Annotated in this window: 16 protein-coding genes; 7 read left to right on the forward strand and 9 right to left on the reverse strand. The window is 52.4% G+C overall.

What is annotated here, in order from left to right; genetic code table 11:
- Positions 1-17 precede the first annotated feature (17 nt).
- From CIG75_RS01075 to CIG75_RS01090, 4 genes are read right to left on the reverse strand one after another with little or no spacing between them, the layout of a single operon-like run.
- Positions 18-554: a phage tail protein gene (locus CIG75_RS01075; RefSeq protein WP_094234965.1), complete on the reverse strand. Its 537-nt coding sequence runs from the start codon at positions 552-554 to the stop codon at positions 18-20.
- Positions 555-571: 17 nt separating this feature from the next.
- Entirely contained in the window at positions 572-1,072 is a 501-nt protein-coding gene (locus CIG75_RS01080) for a phage tail protein (protein ID WP_094234966.1), read from the reverse strand.
- 36 nt (positions 1,073-1,108) lie between these two features.
- Complete coding sequence (locus CIG75_RS01085) at positions 1,109-1,612, reverse strand: phage tail protein (protein ID WP_094234967.1); 504 nt, start codon at positions 1,610-1,612, stop codon at positions 1,109-1,111.
- A gap of 41 nt (positions 1,613-1,653) precedes the next feature.
- The gene (locus tag CIG75_RS01090; RefSeq protein WP_157729314.1) at positions 1,654-2,082 is read right to left on the reverse strand and encodes a GNAT family N-acetyltransferase; all 429 of its coding nucleotides are present in this window, start codon (positions 2,080-2,082) and stop codon (positions 1,654-1,656) included.
- A 1,287-nt stretch (positions 2,083-3,369) separates the two neighbouring features.
- Between CIG75_RS01090 and CIG75_RS01095 the strand changes: the two genes are divergently transcribed.
- The gene (locus tag CIG75_RS01095) at positions 3,370-7,584 is read left to right on the forward strand and encodes a cadherin-like beta sandwich domain-containing protein (protein WP_172844387.1); all 4,215 of its coding nucleotides are present in this window, start codon (positions 3,370-3,372) and stop codon (positions 7,582-7,584) included.
- 136 nt (positions 7,585-7,720) lie between these two features.
- The gene (locus CIG75_RS01100) at positions 7,721-8,497 is read left to right on the forward strand and encodes a MerR family transcriptional regulator (RefSeq protein WP_094234970.1); all 777 of its coding nucleotides are present in this window, start codon (positions 7,721-7,723) and stop codon (positions 8,495-8,497) included.
- A 130-nt stretch (positions 8,498-8,627) separates the two neighbouring features.
- Here CIG75_RS01100 and CIG75_RS01105 read toward each other — a convergent pair whose 3' ends face one another.
- The 3 genes from CIG75_RS01105 to CIG75_RS20515 all read right to left on the reverse strand — a co-directional run bounded on the left by CIG75_RS01105 (position 8,628) and on the right by CIG75_RS20515 (position 11,062).
- A complete protein-coding gene (locus CIG75_RS01105) occupies positions 8,628-9,449 on the reverse strand; it encodes an alpha/beta hydrolase family protein (RefSeq protein ID WP_157729315.1) in 822 nt (273 codons plus the stop codon).
- Between the two features lie 243 nt (positions 9,450-9,692).
- Entirely contained in the window at positions 9,693-10,598 is a 906-nt protein-coding gene (locus CIG75_RS01110; RefSeq protein WP_094234972.1) for a hypothetical protein, read from the reverse strand.
- A 305-nt stretch (positions 10,599-10,903) separates the two neighbouring features.
- Entirely contained in the window at positions 10,904-11,062 is a 159-nt protein-coding gene (locus CIG75_RS20515) for a hypothetical protein (RefSeq protein WP_157729316.1), read from the reverse strand.
- Between the two features lie 258 nt (positions 11,063-11,320).
- Between CIG75_RS20515 and rluF the strand changes: the two genes are divergently transcribed.
- The 4 genes from rluF (at position 11,321) to CIG75_RS01130 (ending at position 14,636) form a co-directional block, all read left to right on the forward strand.
- Entirely contained in the window at positions 11,321-12,037 is a 717-nt protein-coding gene (gene rluF, locus CIG75_RS01115; protein ID WP_094234973.1) for a 23S rRNA pseudouridine(2604) synthase RluF, read from the forward strand.
- Positions 12,038-12,115: 78 nt separating this feature from the next.
- Positions 12,116-12,415, forward strand: a complete 300-nt coding sequence (locus CIG75_RS01120; protein WP_094234974.1) for a DUF3817 domain-containing protein — start codon at positions 12,116-12,118, stop codon at positions 12,413-12,415.
- A 37-nt stretch (positions 12,416-12,452) separates the two neighbouring features.
- Positions 12,453-14,393, forward strand: a complete 1,941-nt coding sequence (locus tag CIG75_RS01125) for a DEAD/DEAH box helicase (RefSeq protein ID WP_227874315.1) — start codon at positions 12,453-12,455, stop codon at positions 14,391-14,393.
- Positions 14,394-14,438: 45 nt separating this feature from the next.
- A complete protein-coding gene (locus tag CIG75_RS01130) occupies positions 14,439-14,636 on the forward strand; it encodes a YwbE family protein (protein ID WP_094234976.1) in 198 nt (65 codons plus the stop codon).
- 58 nt (positions 14,637-14,694) lie between these two features.
- On the opposite strand, the gene CIG75_RS01135 is transcribed toward CIG75_RS01130, so the two are convergent.
- Together CIG75_RS01135 and CIG75_RS01140 are read right to left on the reverse strand one after the other, a co-directional pair.
- On the reverse strand, positions 14,695-16,251 hold the full coding sequence (locus CIG75_RS01135; protein ID WP_094234977.1) for an ABC-F family ATP-binding cassette domain-containing protein: 1,557 nt from the start codon (positions 16,249-16,251) through the stop codon (positions 14,695-14,697).
- A gap of 152 nt (positions 16,252-16,403) precedes the next feature.
- Positions 16,404-17,264, reverse strand: coding sequence for a GNAT family N-acetyltransferase (locus CIG75_RS01140; protein ID WP_094234978.1), 861 nt, complete (start codon positions 17,262-17,264; stop codon positions 16,404-16,406).
- Positions 17,265-17,581: 317 nt separating this feature from the next.
- Between CIG75_RS01140 and CIG75_RS01145 the strand changes: the two genes are divergently transcribed.
- Positions 17,582-19,006: a DUF3696 domain-containing protein gene (locus CIG75_RS01145; protein ID WP_172844388.1), complete on the forward strand. Its 1,425-nt coding sequence runs from the start codon at positions 17,582-17,584 to the stop codon at positions 19,004-19,006.
- The last annotated feature ends 8 nt before the right edge of the window (positions 19,007-19,014 follow it).

Genomic DNA, 19,014 nt, shown 5'->3' on the forward strand with positions numbered 1-19,014 from the left:
ACCGGAGTTTTTTTACGCTATCCGTGAGACGGAAATTCACCTTTCAAGCAGATGATGAAGTTTTGAGCGATAAACGGCTGCATGTTGTTGTGCTTTTGCGACCCGCCTGTGGGAGCAAGGGCGAGGGGAGACATTTGGACATCGGGGGTCGAGTTGTACAATTTGGGTGGCGTGGGGGGGAAGCTACTCCCTGGAGCTTGTGACCAAATGTGTCCAGTTGGACTTTGGTCATTACCAGTCGCATTGATCGCTTGCGGAATATGAGTATGTGCAGGGATCTGTGTGAGGTCGAGCTTCGCCGTTGAATCTCCAACCGTCTCGCCCACTTTACGAGGGGTAAGCCCGGCACCAGCGCCTTGATGCATCGGAGCGTTGCCCATCAGATTAGGCAGTGCAAAGGTTGTTTTTCCATCTCCTCCATACTGCGTGCCAAGAATCGCAAAGAGCGCGGAATTTTGCGAGATCTGCATCAGTTGGCCGTTGCAGAATGCCCAGCCGCTCGGTGCAAATTTTCCTGGAAAAATTCGGATTTCTCCAATATAAGCGTCAGCCATGTGATGTGCAGCCTCCTTTAGTTTTGACTCGGATAAATTCCGGCGATCGCGATCGCGAAATTTACGGTCAGATACGGTTGCATGTTCGAATGTGCCTGACTCAGGCCCGCAGTCGAAATGGCCTGTGCATTCATTGGAGTAAGCGTTGCGGCTGGACCGTACAAGCCGTTAAAACCAGCCCAGACGTTATTTAATGGGGAAGGTGAGTCACCTGGCTGCTGGGAGTATGCTTGTACGGTATGCGTGTGCTCCGGCATTTCGTTGCTGACCAGCGTGTGAGTTTCCTCACCCTGCGCAGTGCCAAGTGGTAGCGATGCGCTGACATGCACCGGTACGCGACCGCGATAGTCGGGGAGTGCAAACGTTGTGACTCCGTCGCCGCCGTATACAGCCCCAAGCAGTGTGTAAAGGGCTTGGTAGCTTTTGATCTGTAGAATCTGGCCCTCACAAAACATCCAATTACGGGGTGCGTATCCATTTGCGAACATACGAATTTCTCCCAAGAATGGTTCTGACATTTTGATTCCTCCTCATATGATGGTTGGAGTTGCCGGTTACGGTTGTGGCGGGAAGATCCCGTACAGCGAGATGATAAACGAGATTGCCGTGGATGGCATCATGTTGTCGTGCGGTTGATTGCCACCTTCAGCGGAAAGAACTTGATTGCTCATACTGACCGTAGTAGTGGCATCCGAATACAATTTTGTGGTTGCAGTCGTACCCCAAACTGCATTGATAGGAGAGGCATCCGTTCCTACTGTGGTCGATCCCATCGGAATGTGCGTATGTTGTGGGAGGTTGCTTGCAAGCAGTGTCACCTTTTCAGATCCTGCAGCTTCCCCTAAGGGGTGTGTTGCACTTCGATGAATCGGGATTCTGCCTTGCAGGTTTGGTAAGCCGAAAGTGGTCCGGCCATCTCCACCATAGGTCGTTCCCAGCAGTGCAAAAAGCGCCTCATTTTCTGCAATGCTAAGCAGTTGACCATTACAAAGTGCCCATCCTTGTGGTGCGAAGTTCCCTGCGAACATGCGGATTTCGCCCAAATACGATTCACTCATTTGTTGTCACCTCTTGTGTAAAGTATCGGAAATGCCCGTCCTCATTTCGATTCGGGGCGCCATTCCATGAAGTTGTGCACACCATTGTTGCCAAGACTCGTAAATCCAAGTCGTGTATAGAGCCGATTGGCTGGATTGGTCAGGAGTACGCTAAGTCGAAGTGGAAGGTTGGCAAGTATGGCGCGGTCTTGTAACTCTTGAAGGAGTAATGTGCCGATCCCTTGATTGTGGTACTCAGGAAGTAATGAGAGGTCGATGAGCAAAAGCTCTTGTTCATTTTGCGAAAACAACAATCGCCCAACAAGTTCGTGCTGCGTTTGGATCAGCAAGTGTGTGGCGTGCGGGTGTTGAGCTGCATAGGATTGCTTTTGTGCCTTCCATTGCATCTGTAGAAATTGTTGCGCAGTTTCAGCATCCCATCCCCAGGCATGGAGTTCCAACCTGCGAGTGCTGGCGTACAATTGAAACAAAAAGGGGTCATCCTCGGCACAAACTTGTCGTTTTTTTATCATAATACCTCTTACACTATCAAAAAGTTTGAAATCGAATGTAATACCTTTGGTAATGCAGATCTTTATTATATCACATGCGTTTTGATTAGAGATGCGATAAGTTTGAACTATTTTTATATTTTGGTTATTGATCTAAATGCATTTACTGGGAGTAACAAAATCGATTATCATGGAGAGTGACAGTTGTTTGTAAGTTTAAGAGAGTAGTAGGGGGTGGTCAAGAACCGAGCCAAGCAAATTAATCTACAGGAGGCGAATCGAGATTCGCTCTTCTCGTAGGGAGGATTTTTCATGCAACTTGTTTCTTTGTTCAAACAAGTCAAAAAGTTAGTTAGCATTTTTCTGATTGGGTTACTTCTGTTTACCTCAAGTGGAATCACCAAGATCGGTGACATGGCCCATGCTGCTGGGCCGTGGAGTGACCATACGTTGGCTGGTATAAGCTATGGAGGGACACTTCCAGAGGTAGCATTTGGGAATGGCACGTGGTTAACTCAAGGGAGCAATTTATTAGGAAGATCAACGGATGCAATAAACTGGCAAAAAATCACTGGCCTATCATGCGAAGCCCGCGAGTTAAAGTATGTCGGAACGAAGTGGGTTGCGGTTTGTGACGGTGGTGATGTCTCCACTTCGGTAGATGGAAGCAGTTGGACTACTGCTGTTAAAGCTGGAACACAAAATTTGGTGGCGATTGCAAGCAAAGGGACCCAAATTGTTGTAGCTGGTTATGGTGGTGCGATCTATACTTCCATAGGTGGGGCATCATGGGATAACCATAGTTTGGCAGACTCTAATGTGGTTCTCCTCGACATTGCAACGGATGGGACTAAGTATGTCGCCGTAGGAGCGGATCTTACCGCATTCAATGCGCGGGTCTACACATCATCGAACGGAACAGATTGGATTCCGGCTGCTGGACTACCTGCTGGCACCTTAGGATTGTTAAGTGTTGCTTTCGCGAAGGGCAAGTTTGTTGCGGTTGGTCTTGGTGGGACGATTCTGACTTCCACAGATGGGGTCACCTGGGCACCTAGAAGTTTGCCGGGTGGTACGCCTACGCATAACTTGAGTAAGATCGCGTATGGTGGAGGGATGTTTGTCGCGGTTGGTGAAGGATCGTTGATCCTTTCCTCGAATGACGCGATTACATGGACACGGGACACAACTCAGGGTGCCGTCACGAATTTCAATTCTGTCGCATACGGTGGCGGTCGGTTCATCGCGAGCGGTGATCGTTCAATAATGAAGACATTGATCGCACCAGAGGAGGATTTATCCACTAACGCGAAGCTTAGCCAACTCACCGTGACGAATGGCACACTGAACAAGCCGTTCGACTCAGATGATCCTGATTATGAGGTGTCGGTGCCGGAAGCGACGGGCAGCATTTCGATCAAGCCGACCCTGGATGATCTGAAAGCGACGATGAAGATCAACACGGCTGCGTGGACCAGTGGGGTCGAGTACCCGGTATCGCTGAACAAGGGTGAGACGAAGACGGTGGAGATTAAAGTGCAGGCGGAAGACCCGGTAGTTGCCCCGATCACCTACACGCTCACAGTGAAGCGTGCCGCTTCGAGCAACGCCGACTTGGACAGTTTGCAGGTGACGCCACTGGGCAGTTTAGTCTTTAATCCGGCGACTACTTCGTATACGGTGAGCGTTCCGTATGGGACAACGAGCGTTTCAGTTACGGCGAAAGTGGCCGACTCGGGGGCGTCTCTGAAGATTAAGAACCAGACGGCCACCAGCGAAGTCGCTTTCCCCGTCACGTTGGATGCTGACGGATCGACCCCAATTCAGGTGGAAGTGAAGGCGGCAAACGGCAATGTGAAAACGTACACGATCACGGTGAATGAGGCTGCTCCGTCAACTAATGCGTATCTGACCGGCATCAAAGTGGATGGAACTGCGTTGAGTGGTTTTGACAAAGAGCAGTTCACCTACACGAAGAACGTGCCGTATACGACAGAAAGCGTGACGGTGGAGGCGGCATTAGAAGACCTTACCGCGACGCTGAAGTTGGATGGTAACGATTGGAACGGAGCGGTCACGAACGTACCGTTAACTGCAGGAGTTGTAAATGAGGTCAGGATCGTCGTTCTCGCTCAAGACGGATCGACAGACAAAACGTACACCGTCAAAATCACCCGTGCAGCACCGTCAACCAATGCGTATCTGACCAGCATCAAAGTGGATGGAGCTGCGTTGAGCGGTTTTGACAAAGAGCAGTTCACCTACACGAAGAACGTGCCGTATACGACAGAAAGCGTGACGGTGGAGGCGGCATTAGAAGACCTTACCGCGACGCTGAAGTTGGACGGTAACGATTGGAACGGAGCGGTCACGAACGTACCGTTAACTGCAGGAGTTGTGAATGAGGTCAGGATCGTCGTTCTCGCTCAAGACGGATCGACAGACAAAACGTACACCGTCAAAATCACCCGTGCAGCACCGTCAACCAATGCGTATCTGACCAGCATCAAAGTGGATGGAGCTGCGTTGAGCGGTTTTGACAAAGAGCAGTTCACCTACACGAAGAACGTGCCGTATACGACAGAAAGCGTGACGGTGGAGGCGGCATTAGAAGACCTTACCGCGACGCTGAAGTTGGACGGTAACGATTGGAACGGAGCGGTCACGAACGTACCGTTAACTGCAGGAGTTGTAAATGAGGTCAGGATCGTCGTTCTCGCTCAAGACGGATCGACAGACAAAACGTACACCGTCAAAATCACCCGTGCAGCACCGTCAACCAATGCGTATCTGACCGGCATTAAAGTGGATGGAACTGCGTTGAGTGGTTTTGACAAAGAGCAGTTCACCTACACGAAGAACGTGCCGTATACGACAGAAAGCGTGACGGTAGAGGCGGCATTAGAAGACCTTACCGCGACGCTGAAGTTGGACGGTAACGATTGGAACGGAGCGGTCACGAACGTACCGTTAACTGCAGGAGTTGTAAATGAGGTCAGGATCGTCGTTCTCGCTCAAGACGGATCGACAGACAAAACGTACACCGTCAAAATCACCCGTGCAGCACCGTCAACCAATGCGTATCTGACCGGCATTAAAGTGGATGGAACTGCGTTGAGCGGTTTTGACAAAGAGCAGTTCACCTACACGAAGAACGTGCCGTATACGACAGAAAGCGTGACGGTGGAGGCGGCATTAGAAGACCTTACCGCGACGCTGAAGTTGGACGGTAACGATTGGAACGGAGCGGTCACGAACGTACCGTTAACTGCAGGAGTTGTGAATGAGGTCAGGATCGTCGTTCTCGCTCAAGACGGATCGACAGACAAAACGTACACCGTCAAAATCACCCGTGCAGCACCGTCAACCAATGCGTATCTGACCGGCATTAAAGTGGATGGAACTGCGTTGAGCGGTTTTGACAAAGAGCAGTTCACCTACACGAAGAACGTGCCGTATACGACAGAAAGCGTGACGGTGGAGGCGGCATTAGAAGACCTTACCGCGACGCTGAAGTTGGACGGTAACGATTGGAACGGAGCGGTCACGAACGTACCGTTAACTGCAGGAGTTGTGAATGAGGTCAGGATCGACGTTCTCGCTCAAGACGGATCGACAGACAAAACGTACACCGTCAAAATCACCCGTGCAGCACCGTCAACCAATGCGTATCTGACCAGCATCAAAGTGGATGGAGCTGCGTTGAGCGGTTTTGACAAAGAGCAGTTCACCTACACGAAGAACGTGCCGTATACGACAGAAAGCGTGACGGTGGAGGCGGCATTAGAAGACCTTACCGCGACGCTGAAGTTGGACGGTAACGATTGGAACGGAGCGGTCACGAACGTACCGTTAACTGCAGGAGTTGTGAATGAGGTCAGGATCGTCGTTCTCGCTCAAGACGGATCGACAGACAAAACGTACACCGTCAATATCACCCGTGCAGCGCCGTCAACCGATGCAAGTCTCAGCAACCTTGGAATCAGCACAGGAACGCTTACCCCTGGATTTTCTTCAGGCGAGTACAAATACACGTTGAGCGTACCTTATACGATCAACAGCATTGACGTTACACCGACTGTCAACGATCATACGGCGAACGTAAAGGTTGGCAGTAAGACGGTGATCAGTGGAAATGCTGAGCTGATCGCTCTCAATGTTGGAACTAACACGATTACTGTGTTAGTGACTGCGCAAGACAGCCACACAACCCTAACCTACACGATCATCGTGACGCGTGCGACTGCGCCTGTATCTCCGGTGGATGAAACGGTCAAAGGCACGCTGCAAGGCAACATCACCAAACTGATCGGCACTGACTTGACCCTTCGTGCAGACATCATCGGCGCGGACGGTAAGACACTTCATGCAGGCGTTGAGATCGATGCCAGCGGGAAATTTACGCTGACCAAGATCGATCCGGGCAGCTACCGCATGGTGCTGTATGTCATCGCTCCGGACGGCACGAAGCTGGCCGGACAGACGACAACGCTTACGGTGAACAGTTCAAAAGAAGCGACCGCCAGCGCGCAAGTGATCGATCCATTTGGTGTGGTAACCGATTCGCGCACCGAGCAGGCGATTGAGGGCGTGAAAGTGACCGTCTACTGGGCGGACACCGCACTCAACAAGAGCTTGGGCAGAACGCCGGGCACGCAAGTGACCCTGCCGAAACTGCCAGCGATGGCCAACCAGAACCAAAATGGTCAGTTGACGTCCATAGTCGGTCAATTCGGCTGGATGCTGTTCCCTGAAGGCGACTATTACATCGTCGCCGAAAAAGACGGCTATGAAACGTACAACGGCCAAAGTGCCGTGTTCCACGTCGGGCAGAACGCTGTGAAGACGAACCTCACCCTCGAGGCGAAAGTGCTGGAAGAAGGCACGATCGAGCCGTACATCAACGGATACCCGGATGGAACGTTCAAGCCGAACAAGGGCATCACCCGCGGTGAATTGGCAGTGGTGTTGCTGAAAGTTTTGAAGATCAAAGCGGTGACGGCGACAGTTGCTTACAGCGATGTTGACAACAACAGCTGGTCGGCACAAGCGATCGCTGAAATCACCAAGCGCGGGCTGATGGTCGGGTATCCGGATGGCACGTTCCGTCCGAACCAAGAAGTCTCCCGTGCTGAAATTGCCATCGTGCTTGGCAAAGTCAAACAACTCACCGCCGAGAAAGGCAGTGCTTCCTTCCATGACATCAATGGTCATTGGGCGAAAGACGCGATCCTCCTCGCTGCAAATGCTGGACTGATCAGCGGCTATGCGGACGGTTCTTATCGTCCGGCGCAAGCGCTGACTCGTGCGGAAGCGGTTGTGATCTTTAACAAGGTGCTCGGCTGGAACGAACTTCCTGTCGAGAAGCCGCAACGTTGGGCCGATGTGGCGCCGACTCATTGGGCGTACAAGGATATCATGCGCGCCTCCGTCAGCCACACGTATCAAAAGTTGGGCAACGGTATGGTGATCTGGAAATAACACACGGAGTCGGCGTCTGCTCATGCAGATGCCGACTCGTTTTATTTCTGCGTGCAGAACCGCGCGTTTCTCATTCTTGTACTTGACCCTCACGCAACGTGAGGGAGTAAGATCAGATCAACGGAGGTGATGAGGTGTGGCGTACAAGGTAAAGGAAGTCGCAGATCTGGTGGGTGTGAGTGTGCGGACGCTGCATCATTATGATGAAATCGGGCTGCTGACACCCAGTTCGGTCAGTGCGGCTGGGTATCGGTTGTACAGCGATCGGGAGTTGGAACGATTGCAACAGATCTTGTTTTTCCGCGAGATCGGCTTTTCGTTGCAGGAGATCAAGGAGGTTCTGGACAGCCCAGATTTTGACCGCAAAAGCGCCTTGGCCGCCCACAAAGAGATCCTGCTGCAAAAGAAGAAGCGGCTGGAAGACATCATCGACACCGTCGAGAAAACGTTAGAATCGATCGAAGGGGGATGCAAAATGAGCGACAAGGAAATGTTTGAAGGATTTGATACGACCCCGCTTGAGGAGCATAAGAAAAAATACTCCCAAGAAGCGCGGGAGAAGTACGGAGATGAAATGGTGGACGCCTCCGAAAAGCGCGTCGAGACGTACAGCCAAGCGGATTGGGAGAAGATCAATGCCCGCCAAACGGCGAACATTGAGCAGATCGTCGCCAACATGGGCAACGGCCCGGCCGACCCTCTGGTGCAGGAAGCGATCGCCGACACGCGCCAAGCGATCTGCGACTATTACTATGACTGCACGCCAGAAATCTTCCGCGGGCTAGGCGATCTGTATGTGATGGACGAACGCTTTACCGCCTATTATGAAGCATATGGAACGGGGCTTGCCGCATTCATGCGTGAGGCGATCCATGTGTACTGTGACCGACTGGATGCAGAGGCAAACGCATAAGGCAGCGCTCGCCAAAACGATCTACCAGCGGCGAAGCGCAAAGCGACGACAGTAATCTCTGGCGACGAAGCTGGACGTGGTTCACAAAAAAAGCCTTTCCCTAGATGAGCTGTAGGGGAAGGCTTTTTGCTTAGGTGAGGAACTTTTCAAACCACTGGAAAATCGCCTCGTCACGCTCCTGTTGCACATTTTGCAGAAAATGATCTCCATCTGGGTAGTAGATGTACTGGTGCGGGAGGCCGAGCGTTTGCAGGCGTTCGACGAGCTGTTCCGACTCGATCGGGTAGACGCGCCGGTCCTGTCCGCCATGTTGGATCAGGAGCGGGACCGTCAGCCGCTCTGGCCAATGGAGCGCGGATCGTGCACGGTAGGCGTCAGGATTGTCGGCAGGTTCGCCAAACAGGCCGCCGTACAACTGCTCAAGCGCGTGCGGCAAAGGTCGGCGGGCGAGGTCGGTCGGCGCTGCGACGACTGCTGCGGCAGTGAGGTTGAGCCCGTGGCCGATACTGAGGTAGGTCATCATGCCGCCGCGGGAATGTCCAAACATCAACAGGCGGGTTGCGTCCGCTTCGGGCAGCGATTCGGCCAGCCAGGCGAGGGCAAAGAGGTCTTTGACATCACTGCCACCATATTCATCGCGACCTGCTCCGCCGGCGTTCCCGCGATATTGGGAAGCGAGCACCACATAGCCACGAGCCGCATAGTCGGCGATCCGCACGAGCGTGGCGTCGTTGATTTTGCTGAACGAACGAAAACCGCCCCGGTTGTAGATCAGCACGGGAAAGCTGCGAGCAGTCGAAACGCTCGGTTTGGCGATGTATCCGATCACCTGTAAGTGGTCAACGAGATAGGTGATCTTGGTGATCTCCACCCGGTCGTGAACTTCGGGATGGAGACTGATATGGACAGGCTGTGTTGAAACGATCGTGCCATCGGTGGATAAGCGCTGCATGGGTGTTTCTCCTTTGGGCTTCTTTTCACCTTTCAGTGTAACACTTTTTGGCGGACCGGAGTCCAAGGTCGAGTTCACAGGAGAATACATTGCCGCTCTGCGCCGTGGCGATCATGCGTGACAACTGTCTGTCTTAAAGCAGGTATTCGCGGCTTTCGGTATGCTGCACGGTTTGGATGAAGCCACTTAGCAACAGGGTGCCGAGCCCAGACGATCTCATGCAAGACGGGGCAGGCTCTATGCTTATTTCATCTGACATAGGATCTTGCAGACGTTTCGCTCCGCCTCGGCGCGCTTGGCTTCCGGCAGGCGATGCAACAGGAACAAGGCGGCGTAAGGCACTTTCAGGCAGTGCGGGTCGTCATACGTTTGGCTCCAGTATTCGGGAGCGAAGATCGAGGTGAAGGGCGGATCGACAATTTCGCTGTCCCCGATCAGCTCGATTGGAATGCGGCGGTTAAGTTGCATTTGGATGCGGTGGTTGCCAAGGCCTGCTTGTGTCAACTCCGAGTATCCGAGGCGAGCGTACTCGATCAAAGCTTGGGCGTGTGTCAGGCCGTGTTCGACTTCACCTGTAAAATGATAGCGTTTGCCGTCGATCGTCCGTCCTGGATAGATCTTGCTGCACTCGTCGAGCGAGCGTTCCACGAGGTCGGCGAAGCTCTGGTAGGGCGGGATGTCGGTGACTTGATCGAGGGTAAAGGTGCTGTAATCGTCCAACCCCCAATAGCGAGCCCCTTTTCCTTCCGAAGATGCGATCAAGCAGTTATAAAAACCGTTCACGATGCTTGGCAGGAGCAGGTCTTGGCGTTCCAACAGCGCTTTCAGGGCGAGGAAACCGTACGCGTTCCCGTGACCGGAGTGGCTGAGACGGGCGGTGTTGGCTCGAAGACCGTCGATCAACCGAGCAAGTAGTGCTGGGTCGGCCTGTTCGTTTTCATAGGGGACAAACAGGTCAGGATAGGTAGCGATAAAATGATCGACCATCTTTTCAATACCGATGCGCACATGTTTGGGCAGATCAAATTCGCGCGTCATAAAGTGAGCGGCCAGCACAGCGGCCCCATAGTGTCCGCCAAACCAACCAGGTTCTTCTCCGGTGCGCCCGAGCGCAGTCAAGCCGAGTTCAAGAGCATGTTCGTTCATCATGAAGACCAACCTCCTCCAATTTTTGTATATATACATTTTATTCTCTTTTGTATGTAAAGTAAACGATAAATTCCCATTTAGTAGAAAGTTAGGTATCATATAGGGGGAACTGGGTACCCCGCGATCGAGTAACCGAGGACTGGTGCAAAAGACAAAAGTCCTTGGGCGTGCCTGCTGGCACTCCCAAGGACTTGTCGGTTCCATCAAAAGAAATCTTGCACGCCCTGTACGAACAGGACAGCGCCGCTTCATGGTCTGCACATGACGGGCGGAGTAGACGAAGAGCGGGCAATTGTAGCTCTCCACTATTTGCCGTCGAAAAGGCCGCCTTTTTTGTGCTGTTTGGTCACTTTGCGGTTGGAATCTGAGATGTTTTTCTGCGGGCGATGCTTGGCGTTTTGTCCTGTGTTGGCAAGTTTTTTGGCGTTGACAAGTTCGCGCATCTTTTCAAGTTGATCGGTCATGTTCTTCCGAACCTCCATTTCTGTCTTTCCTGTTTCGGGTTGGGCTATAGCATTTCCTGCTTTTTCGTTGTGCAAAGATGAGCGAGAATTGTAAAATAAAAGGAAATGGAAAGGGATGATATCACAGTTGGTGGTGGAGAACTCAGACGCTGATTTTGAACGTTGCCGAGCGGAAGTGACTGCGCTACTTGATGAAATGGTATAATAAGTTGGCGCTTTTGAAAACACTACTTGAAAATGGCGTAGAGAGGGATCTGGATGAGGATTAACAAATACATAAGCAGCACAGGTTTGTGTTCCCGTCGGGAAGCAGACAAGCTGATTGAAGAGCGTCGCGTCACGATTAACGGTGATGTGGCGGTGATGGGCAGTACGGTCGAGTATGAAGATGTGGTGCGCGTCGATGGCGAACAGATCGGCAGCGGCGGCGGTGAGCGGCGGAAGAGACGGAAGACAGTCTACATCATGCTGAACAAGCCGGTCGGCATCATCTCGACGACCGAGATGAAAGTGCAAGGGAACATCGTCGATTTTGTGAACCATCAGGATCGCGTGTTTCCGATCGGGCGGTTGGATAAGGACTCGGAAGGGTTGATTTTGCTCACCAATGACGGGGACATCGTCAACCGCATCCTGCGGGCTGAGAACAACCACGAGAAAGAGTATGTCGTGACCTTGAACAAGCCGTACACGAAAGACTTCATGAAGTCGATGGCTTCTGGCGTGGACATTTTGGACACGACGACCAAGCCTGCAAAACTGTTCCCGGTGAGTGAGAATACGTTTCGCATCATTTTGACGCAGGGGCTGAACCGACAGATTCGCCGGATGTGTGAGGCGCTTGGCTATCGGGTACGCACGCTGAAGCGGATTCGGGTGATGAACATCCGCTTGGAAGGGCTGAAACTGGGCCATTGGCGCAATCTGACGCATAAGGAACTGAGTCAGTTGCTGGAGATGCTAGACGAGGAGTAAGAGGGAAGTCGTGCGGCTTCCCTTGTTTTGCTGTGCTTTGTTAACACACGTTCATTAAGGGCTGGGAGTGGAGAAGCGATGAATATGAAAACTGCGGTTGGGCGGTTGCGGGCGATCGGTCTGATTGAGGGGATTTCGTTTTTGCTGTTGTTGCTGATCGCGATGCCGATGAAATATCTGATGGACATTCCAGGGCCGGTGCAGGTGGTGGGAATGATCCACGGGGTGCTGTTCATGCTGTTTATTTTGGCGGTGATCAACGCGGCGATCGTGCATAAATGGTCGCCGAAATGGATCATCGGGGCGCTGATCGCCTCTTCGGTGCCGATCGGGACGTTCGTGTTGGATGCGAAGTTGAAAAAGCGCTATCAGGAGTAGCAAGTTCGATCATACTTTTAGAAACTGGGGTGTTGTTGTGGGAGATTTTTCAACGCTAGGAATCAGGCCCGAATTGGTGCGCTCTTTGACCGCGCATGCGATTTTTGAGCCGACGCCGATTCAGGAGCGGGCGATTCCTGTCGTCATGCAAGGTAATGACGTGGTCGCGCAGGCGCAGACAGGAACGGGGAAGACGCTGTCTTTTGTGCTGCCGATCTTGGAGCGGATCGATCCGACGGTCGCGGAGGTACAAGCGCTGATCGTGACGCCGACGCGGGAATTGGCGCTTCAGATCACGGCAGAAGTGAAAAAGATGATCTTGTTCCTAGAAGGCGTCAACGTGCTGGCCGTCTATGGCGGGCAGGATGTGGAAGCGCAGCTCAAGCGATTGAAGCGCGCGATGCATGTGGTGGTCGCAACACCTGGGCGCTTGCTGGATCACCTGTCGCGCGGAACGATCGATCTGCGTGGTGTGCGGACATTCGTGCTCGATGAAGCCGATCAGATGTTGCACATGGGCTTTTTGCCAGAAGTGGAAATGATCATGAATGAACTGCCGGACGAACGCCAGACTCTGCTGTTTTCGGCGACGATGCCGGAGCAGGTACGGAAGTTGGCCAATCGCTATCTGCGTGTGCCGGAAGACATTCAGGTGGAAGGGACGCGCGTGACGCTCGATGAGATTCGCCAGATCGTGATCGAAACGACCGACCGCGGGAAAAAGGATACGGTGATGAAGCTGATTCAGCAACACCAGCCTTATTTGGCGATCATCTTTTGCCGAACCAAACGCCGAGCGAGTTCGCTAAATGAAGCACTGCAAGCGAACGGCTACGATTCGGACGAGCTGCATGGCGACCTGTCGCAGGCGAAGCGGGAACGGGTGATGAAAAGTTTCCGCGAGGCGAAGATTCAACTGTTGGTGGCGACCGATGTGGCGGCGCGCGGCTTGGATGTAGAAGGTGTAACGCACGTGTTTAACTACGACATCCCACAGGATGTGGAGAGCTATATTCACCGCATCGGTCGGACGGGACGCGCAGGGGAAAAGGGCGTTGCCTATACGATCGTGGCTCCGAACGACCGCCAAGAGCTGGCGATGATCGAAAATGGCATCGGCATGAAGATGGAACGGCAAATGGGCGAAGGTCTTCGCCGCGCTCACGGTGAGCCGTGGCCGTCCAAAGACGACCGTGACAGTGGAGAGCGCCGTGGCGGCCGTTCAGATGGCAGATCGGGCGGTCGATCTGACACCCGAGGCGGAGGAAGATCGGATGCGCGTGGCGGTGGAAAGCCTAGCAACCGATCGGGTGACAGAAATGAAACCCGAGGTGGAGGAAGACCGGATACGCGCGGAGGTGGCAAGTCTGGCAACTGGTCGGGTGACAGAAATGAAACCCGAGGTGGAGGAAGACCGGATACGCGCGGAGGTGGCAAGTCTGGCAACTGGTCGGGTGACAGAAATGAAACCCGAGGCGGAAGCAGACCGGATACGCGCGGAGGTAACAAGTCTGGCAACTGGTCGGGTGACAGAAATGAAACCCGAGGCGGAAGCAGACCGGATACGCGCGGAGGTAACAAGTCTGGCAACTGGTCAGGAGACAGAAATGAAACCCGAGGTGGAGGAAGACCGGATACGCGCGGAGGTAACAAGTCTGGCAACTGGTCGGGTGACAGAAATGAAACCCGAGGCGGAGGAAGACCAGATGCGCGCGGAGGTGGAGGTTCTGGCAACTGGTCAGGAGACAGAAATGAAACCCGAGGCGGAGGAAGACCGGATACGCGCGGAGGTGGCAAGTCTGGTAACTGGTCGGGTGACAGAAATGAAACCCGAGGTGGAGCAAGACCTGACACTCGCGCTGGCGGACGGACCGATTCTCGCGGCGTCGAACGCACAGGTTCGCGATCGGGCGGCAAAGGGCCAGCGAAGGGCGGCTTCGGAAAAAATGACCGCGGCGGTCGTCGCGGCGGGCGCTAGTCGTCTCTCTTGCCCACCGCATTTTGAAAAGATGGGAGCAAGTTTATGAAGAGTGGACAGAATCGCAAAGACATCCATCCAGGTCTTGAGGTGGATATCATCTTGAAACAAGATCAGCGCACCGGAAAAACGACGCGCGGTATCGTCAAAGATATCCTCACCAGTTCACCGACACACACCCGTGGGATCAAAGTTCGGCTCCAAGACGGTCAGGTCGGACGCGTGAAAACGATTTTGGGATAAGGAAAAGGGAAGCCAGCGCGGCTTCCCTTTTGCTATATCGTTCCTGTTCTGTCTTCGTTTATCGTTGCGGCTGTCTCGCCCAGTCTTCCACGTTCCAGACCGAGGTGACCCAGTCTTTGTAAAATTCTGGTTCGTGGCAGACCAACAAGACGGTGCCCTTGTAGTTTTTCAAGGTGAGAGCGAGCTCCTCTTTGGCGGCGACATCCAAGTGGTTGGTCGGCTCGTCAAACAGAATCCAGTTCGACGGGGTGAGCATCAGTTTGCAGAGGCGAACTTTCGCATGCTCGCCGCCGGAGAGCGCCGACAGCTTGGACGTGATGTGCTCGTTGCCCAGACCGCAACGGGCCAGATTGGCGCGGACATCTTGGTTTTGCAGGTGCGGGAAGGAGTTCCACACATCGTCGAGCGCAGTTACATTCCCGCGCTCCGACACTTCCTGCTCGAAGTAGACCGGCTCTAAATACTCGCCGCGCTCCACTTGGCCGTCCAGCGGTTTGATCAGGCCGAGGATCGTTTTCATCAGCGTTGATTTGCCCATGCCGTTCATGCCGGTGATCGCCACTTTCTCGCCGCGCTCCAGTTTGAAATTGAGCGGCGGCAACAACGGGTGGTTGTAGCCGATTTGCAAGTCTTTGGCTTCAAAGACCAGCTTGGACGACAGGCGCGTCTCTTGGAAACGGAAGCTCGGACGCGGATAGGTGACCGGCTTTTCCAAGCGATCCATCTTGTCGAGCATCTTTTGGCGCGATTTGGCGCGAGTCGAGGTCGAGGCGCGCGCTTTGTTTTTCGCGATGAACATCTCCATGCGCTTGATCTCTTCTTGTTGGCGCTCGAATGCATCTTCTTGCTGTGCGCGCTTGGCGAGGTAGACCTCGACAAACTTTTCATAGTCGCCCGCATAACGGTTGAGCTTGCCGCCTTCGAGGTGGTAGATCACGTTGACGACGCTGTTCATAAACTCCACGTCATGGGAGATCAGCATGAACGCATACGGATAGTCTTGCAAATAGTGGGTCAGCCATTCGATGTGCTCGACATCCAAGTAGTTGGTCGGCTCGTCGAGCAGCAGTACGTTCGGTTTTTCGAGCAACAGTTTGGCGAGCAGAACTTTGGTGCGCTGTCCGCCAGAGAGGTCTTGCACTTCGCGCTCCAAGCCGACCGCCGTCAAACCGAGACCTTTGGCGATCTCTTCGACTTTGGCATCGATCATATAAAATCCGCTGTTTTCCAAACGGTCTTGGATCTCACCCATGTCTTCGAGCAGTTTTTCCAAATCGGCATCCGGGTCGGCCATCTGTTCGGCGATCGTGCCGATTTCAGCTTCCATGTCGAACAGCGGTTTGAACGCGTCGCTCAAAATTTCGCGGATCGTTTTGCCGGGGGTGAGCGCGGCGTGCTGGTCGAGATAGCCGATCGTGGCGCGGTTCGACCACTCGAGCTTGCCTTGGTCTGCTTGCAGCTTGCCCGTCAAAATGCTCATCAAAGTCGTCTTGCCGGTGCCGTTCGCTCCGACCAGGCCGACATGTTCGCCGTTCAACAGGCGGAAGGTCACGCCGGCAAACAGGTGGCGTGCGCCAAAGCCGTGACCAATATTGTCAACGTTTAGGATACTCATCGTATTTTCTCCTCCGGTATCATTCATAAATCATATCTAGTTCAACATCATACCATCTATTTGTCACTTCTTGTTGAGAAATCGTTGGAGAATCGATACACTTTTTGGGAGTCATGAAAAAACCCCCTCTGCCAGCGCAGCGGGGGTTTGGATTAACGGACGTAAAACTGGCACGCCGAAGTGATCTCGAAGCCAAGGCTTTGGTAGAGGAGCAAGGCTCGCTCGTTTTCGGTCACGACATCCAAGTGGATGTGGGTGCGTTGTTCCTCGAGCAGCAACTGTACCGTGCCGGCGAGGATTTGCCGTCCATAACCATGCCCTTGGTGGGCGGGGAGGACTGCAAAGCCGTGGATGTCGGCGATCCGATCCTCGGAGCGGAGAACGCGGATCAACGAGATCTGGTTGCCTTGATATTCGGCGATGTAGGCGGTGCGATCAGGAGTGGACGTGTTGAGTAGCATCTCGCGCGACCATGCCTCCGGTTCACCGAACGCCTGTGAAGAGCAGGCAACCATAAAGTCGAAGTCTTCGTCTGTCGCCTCGCGCAAGAGCAGGTCGGAGCGGCGTGTGGTCGGCGCTTGGAAGCGGTTGAGCGTCATGGCATACTCGGTCTTGTCGTACTTCGCGCCGCAGTGGTTGACGAAATCGAGACCGGAGCGAGATTTTGCGTCGATCAGGAAGATTTGCGATACGATTCCACGCGTACGCATCACCATTTCCGCTTCGGACAGCAAACGTCCGAACACACCTTGGCGGCGGTAGTCGGGATGCACCATGCCGTTGATCTCCGCCTCCTTGTTGTCAAAGGTGAACCAATGGAGGTAGCCGACCAACTGCTCATCAGCGTAGCAAAGAAAATCGTGCGGGCTGTCACCCGAACGACTGGCAAGTGATTCGGTACCGACGCGAAGGCTGATCCCTTCACGTTCGTTGCACAGTTGTTCAAGTGCCGCGACGGCCTTGATTTCTTCGTGGGAAAAAGTTGTTTTGGCGATCAAGCGAAAGTTTGTCATACATCATACCCCTTTATCGATGTTTTAAAAGCTGACAAACCCCCTCGATACAAATAAAAGCCGCAGGACATCACCCGCGACAGAACATGCATACTGGCGTCGAGAGGGCAACATGAGAAATGGATCGAATTGTCGTTGCCATCTTACCCATCACCTCCGTGTGTTGAATATAAATTAGAATATAGAGTGATCGGTTGGAACTGTCAAGGATAGCAGGTTTTCCTGCCGAATGCGAAGAAATAATCTCACATAGACTAGTGTGTATCTGAACGGACAGAATGAGAGTAGAAATTAAGTTAAGATGCGGAGGATCTGACATGATCAAAGGGATTGGCCTTGAGAATTTCAAAGCGTTCAAGAACCTGGCTTATCTAGATTTCAAAAAAATTAATGTCTTTCTTGGTCCGAACAGCTCTGGGAAATCGAGTTATCTGAAAGGGTTGCTCGCTCTAAAGAATACAATGACGAATCAAGACTCCGAACCAGCCCTCCATTTGTCAGAAAGGCTTGGGGATTTTACTAGCTTGGTGTTTGGTAATCGAGTGGATGAAAAGATCACGATTACGATCCGTTTTGATACAAATTACCACGAACCAGCGAAATCCACTCCAGAGCAGAGTAGTGAAGGCTTTAAATACGGGTCAGCGGCATTGTTGACCATTTTGATATTATTTACATTATTCTCAAAGAAAGACCAGAAAGGAGCGACAGACTTCATCACGCAGAAGGAAGCGGAGTTTGTGGCGAAGGAATTAGAGCGAGTCGAGTTCTCTGTGTTTCAAGAGGCACCGAAAACCCCGAATAGGTTAGAAGTATTGAAGGTGTTCTTTAAAGATGGTGATGTGTACGAAGTCAAACCTTATGAAAAGCCGCATCAGATATTTCTTAATGGCAAACCGGTCACACATCACCAAATCGTAAAACCATACAAGTTTTTGATCCAATTTCAAGAGCTAAATTTGATTGGGAGTGATGAAGAGGACTGGGAGATTATAAATCCACTCGCCATCGCAGTTTCCTTCATCGAACAAGAATTGAAAAACCTCGTAGAAAACATGATTCATATTGAACCATTCCGGAATGAGCCAAAGCGGTCTGAGATCGTGACTAATTTCCAATTTGATACTGTCGGCTCAAAAGGTGAGAATATGTTGACCAGTCTTATTGGGCTAAAGAATGCCCGTGTCGAAGGAAGCCTTGAGAATAACTCACTTCAAGATGATATTAATCGTTGGATGAACGAGTTCCAATTAGCACAGACCGTAGAAGTTGAAGAGCTGGGGAGTAACAACTTTGCACTCAAAATAAAAAATAAAAAAACAGGTGTCACAAGCAACATCGTAGATGTTGGAGCGGGTACTTCTCAGTTGCTACCAATTATTGTGGAATCGGTAATTTCTGCACCGCACAGTGTATTGCTAATCGAAGAGCCAGAAACACATATACACCCAAATGCGCAGGCAAAATTGGGAGAACTTTTTGTTGAGTGTAGCCAAAAGTATGACAAAAGGTTCTTTATTGAAACGCACAGTATGTATTTGGTGATGCAACTACAGATCATGGCCGCCAAGAAGTTGCTCAAGCCGGAGGATGTAGGGATCTATTACTTCAGGCAAGATGAAAACGGAACGCATGTAATTGACCTGAAATTGAACGAGAATGGTCAATTTGATGAGGAGTTCCCTACAGGCTTCTTCGATGTAGCCTATGAATTGACAAAAACCTTGTTGAGCCATATGTGAGGTCGCTT

The organism is Tumebacillus algifaecis, from assembly GCF_002243515.1.
Taxonomy (GTDB): domain Bacteria; phylum Bacillota; class Bacilli; order Tumebacillales; family Tumebacillaceae; genus Tumebacillus_A; species Tumebacillus_A algifaecis.

Bases quoted from the DNA above. Each gene is read 5' to 3' on its own strand.
- CIG75_RS01120 (WP_094234974.1), top strand. From the start codon at position 12,116: ATGAATATGAAAACTGCGGTTGGGCGGTTGCGGGCGATCGGTCTGATT.
- CIG75_RS01130 (WP_094234976.1), top strand. From the start codon at position 14,439: ATGAAGAGTGGACAGAATCGCAAAGACATCCATCCAGGTCTTGAGGTG.
- CIG75_RS01085 (WP_094234967.1), bottom strand. From the start codon at position 1,612: ATGAGTGAATCGTATTTGGGCGAAATCCGCATGTTCGCAGGGAACTTC.
- CIG75_RS01140 (WP_094234978.1), bottom strand. From the start codon at position 17,264: ATGACAAACTTTCGCTTGATCGCCAAAACAACTTTTTCCCACGAAGAA.
- CIG75_RS20515 (WP_157729316.1), bottom strand. From the start codon at position 11,062: ATGACCGATCAACTTGAAAAGATGCGCGAACTTGTCAACGCCAAAAAA.
- CIG75_RS01105 (WP_157729315.1), bottom strand. From the start codon at position 9,449: ATGCAGCGCTTATCCACCGATGGCACGATCGTTTCAACACAGCCTGTC.
- CIG75_RS01075 (WP_094234965.1), bottom strand. From the start codon at position 554: ATGGCTGACGCTTATATTGGAGAAATCCGAATTTTTCCAGGAAAATTT.
- CIG75_RS01110 (WP_094234972.1), bottom strand. From the start codon at position 10,598: ATGATGAACGAACATGCTCTTGAACTCGGCTTGACTGCGCTCGGGCGC.
- CIG75_RS01080 (WP_094234966.1), bottom strand. From the start codon at position 1,072: ATGTCAGAACCATTCTTGGGAGAAATTCGTATGTTCGCAAATGGATAC.
- CIG75_RS01135 (WP_094234977.1), bottom strand. From the start codon at position 16,251: ATGAGTATCCTAAACGTTGACAATATTGGTCACGGCTTTGGCGCACGC.
- CIG75_RS01095 (WP_172844387.1), top strand. From the start codon at position 3,370: ATGAAGACATTGATCGCACCAGAGGAGGATTTATCCACTAACGCGAAG.
- rluF (WP_094234973.1), top strand. From the start codon at position 11,321: ATGAGGATTAACAAATACATAAGCAGCACAGGTTTGTGTTCCCGTCGG.
- CIG75_RS01145 (WP_172844388.1), top strand. From the start codon at position 17,582: ATGATCAAAGGGATTGGCCTTGAGAATTTCAAAGCGTTCAAGAACCTG.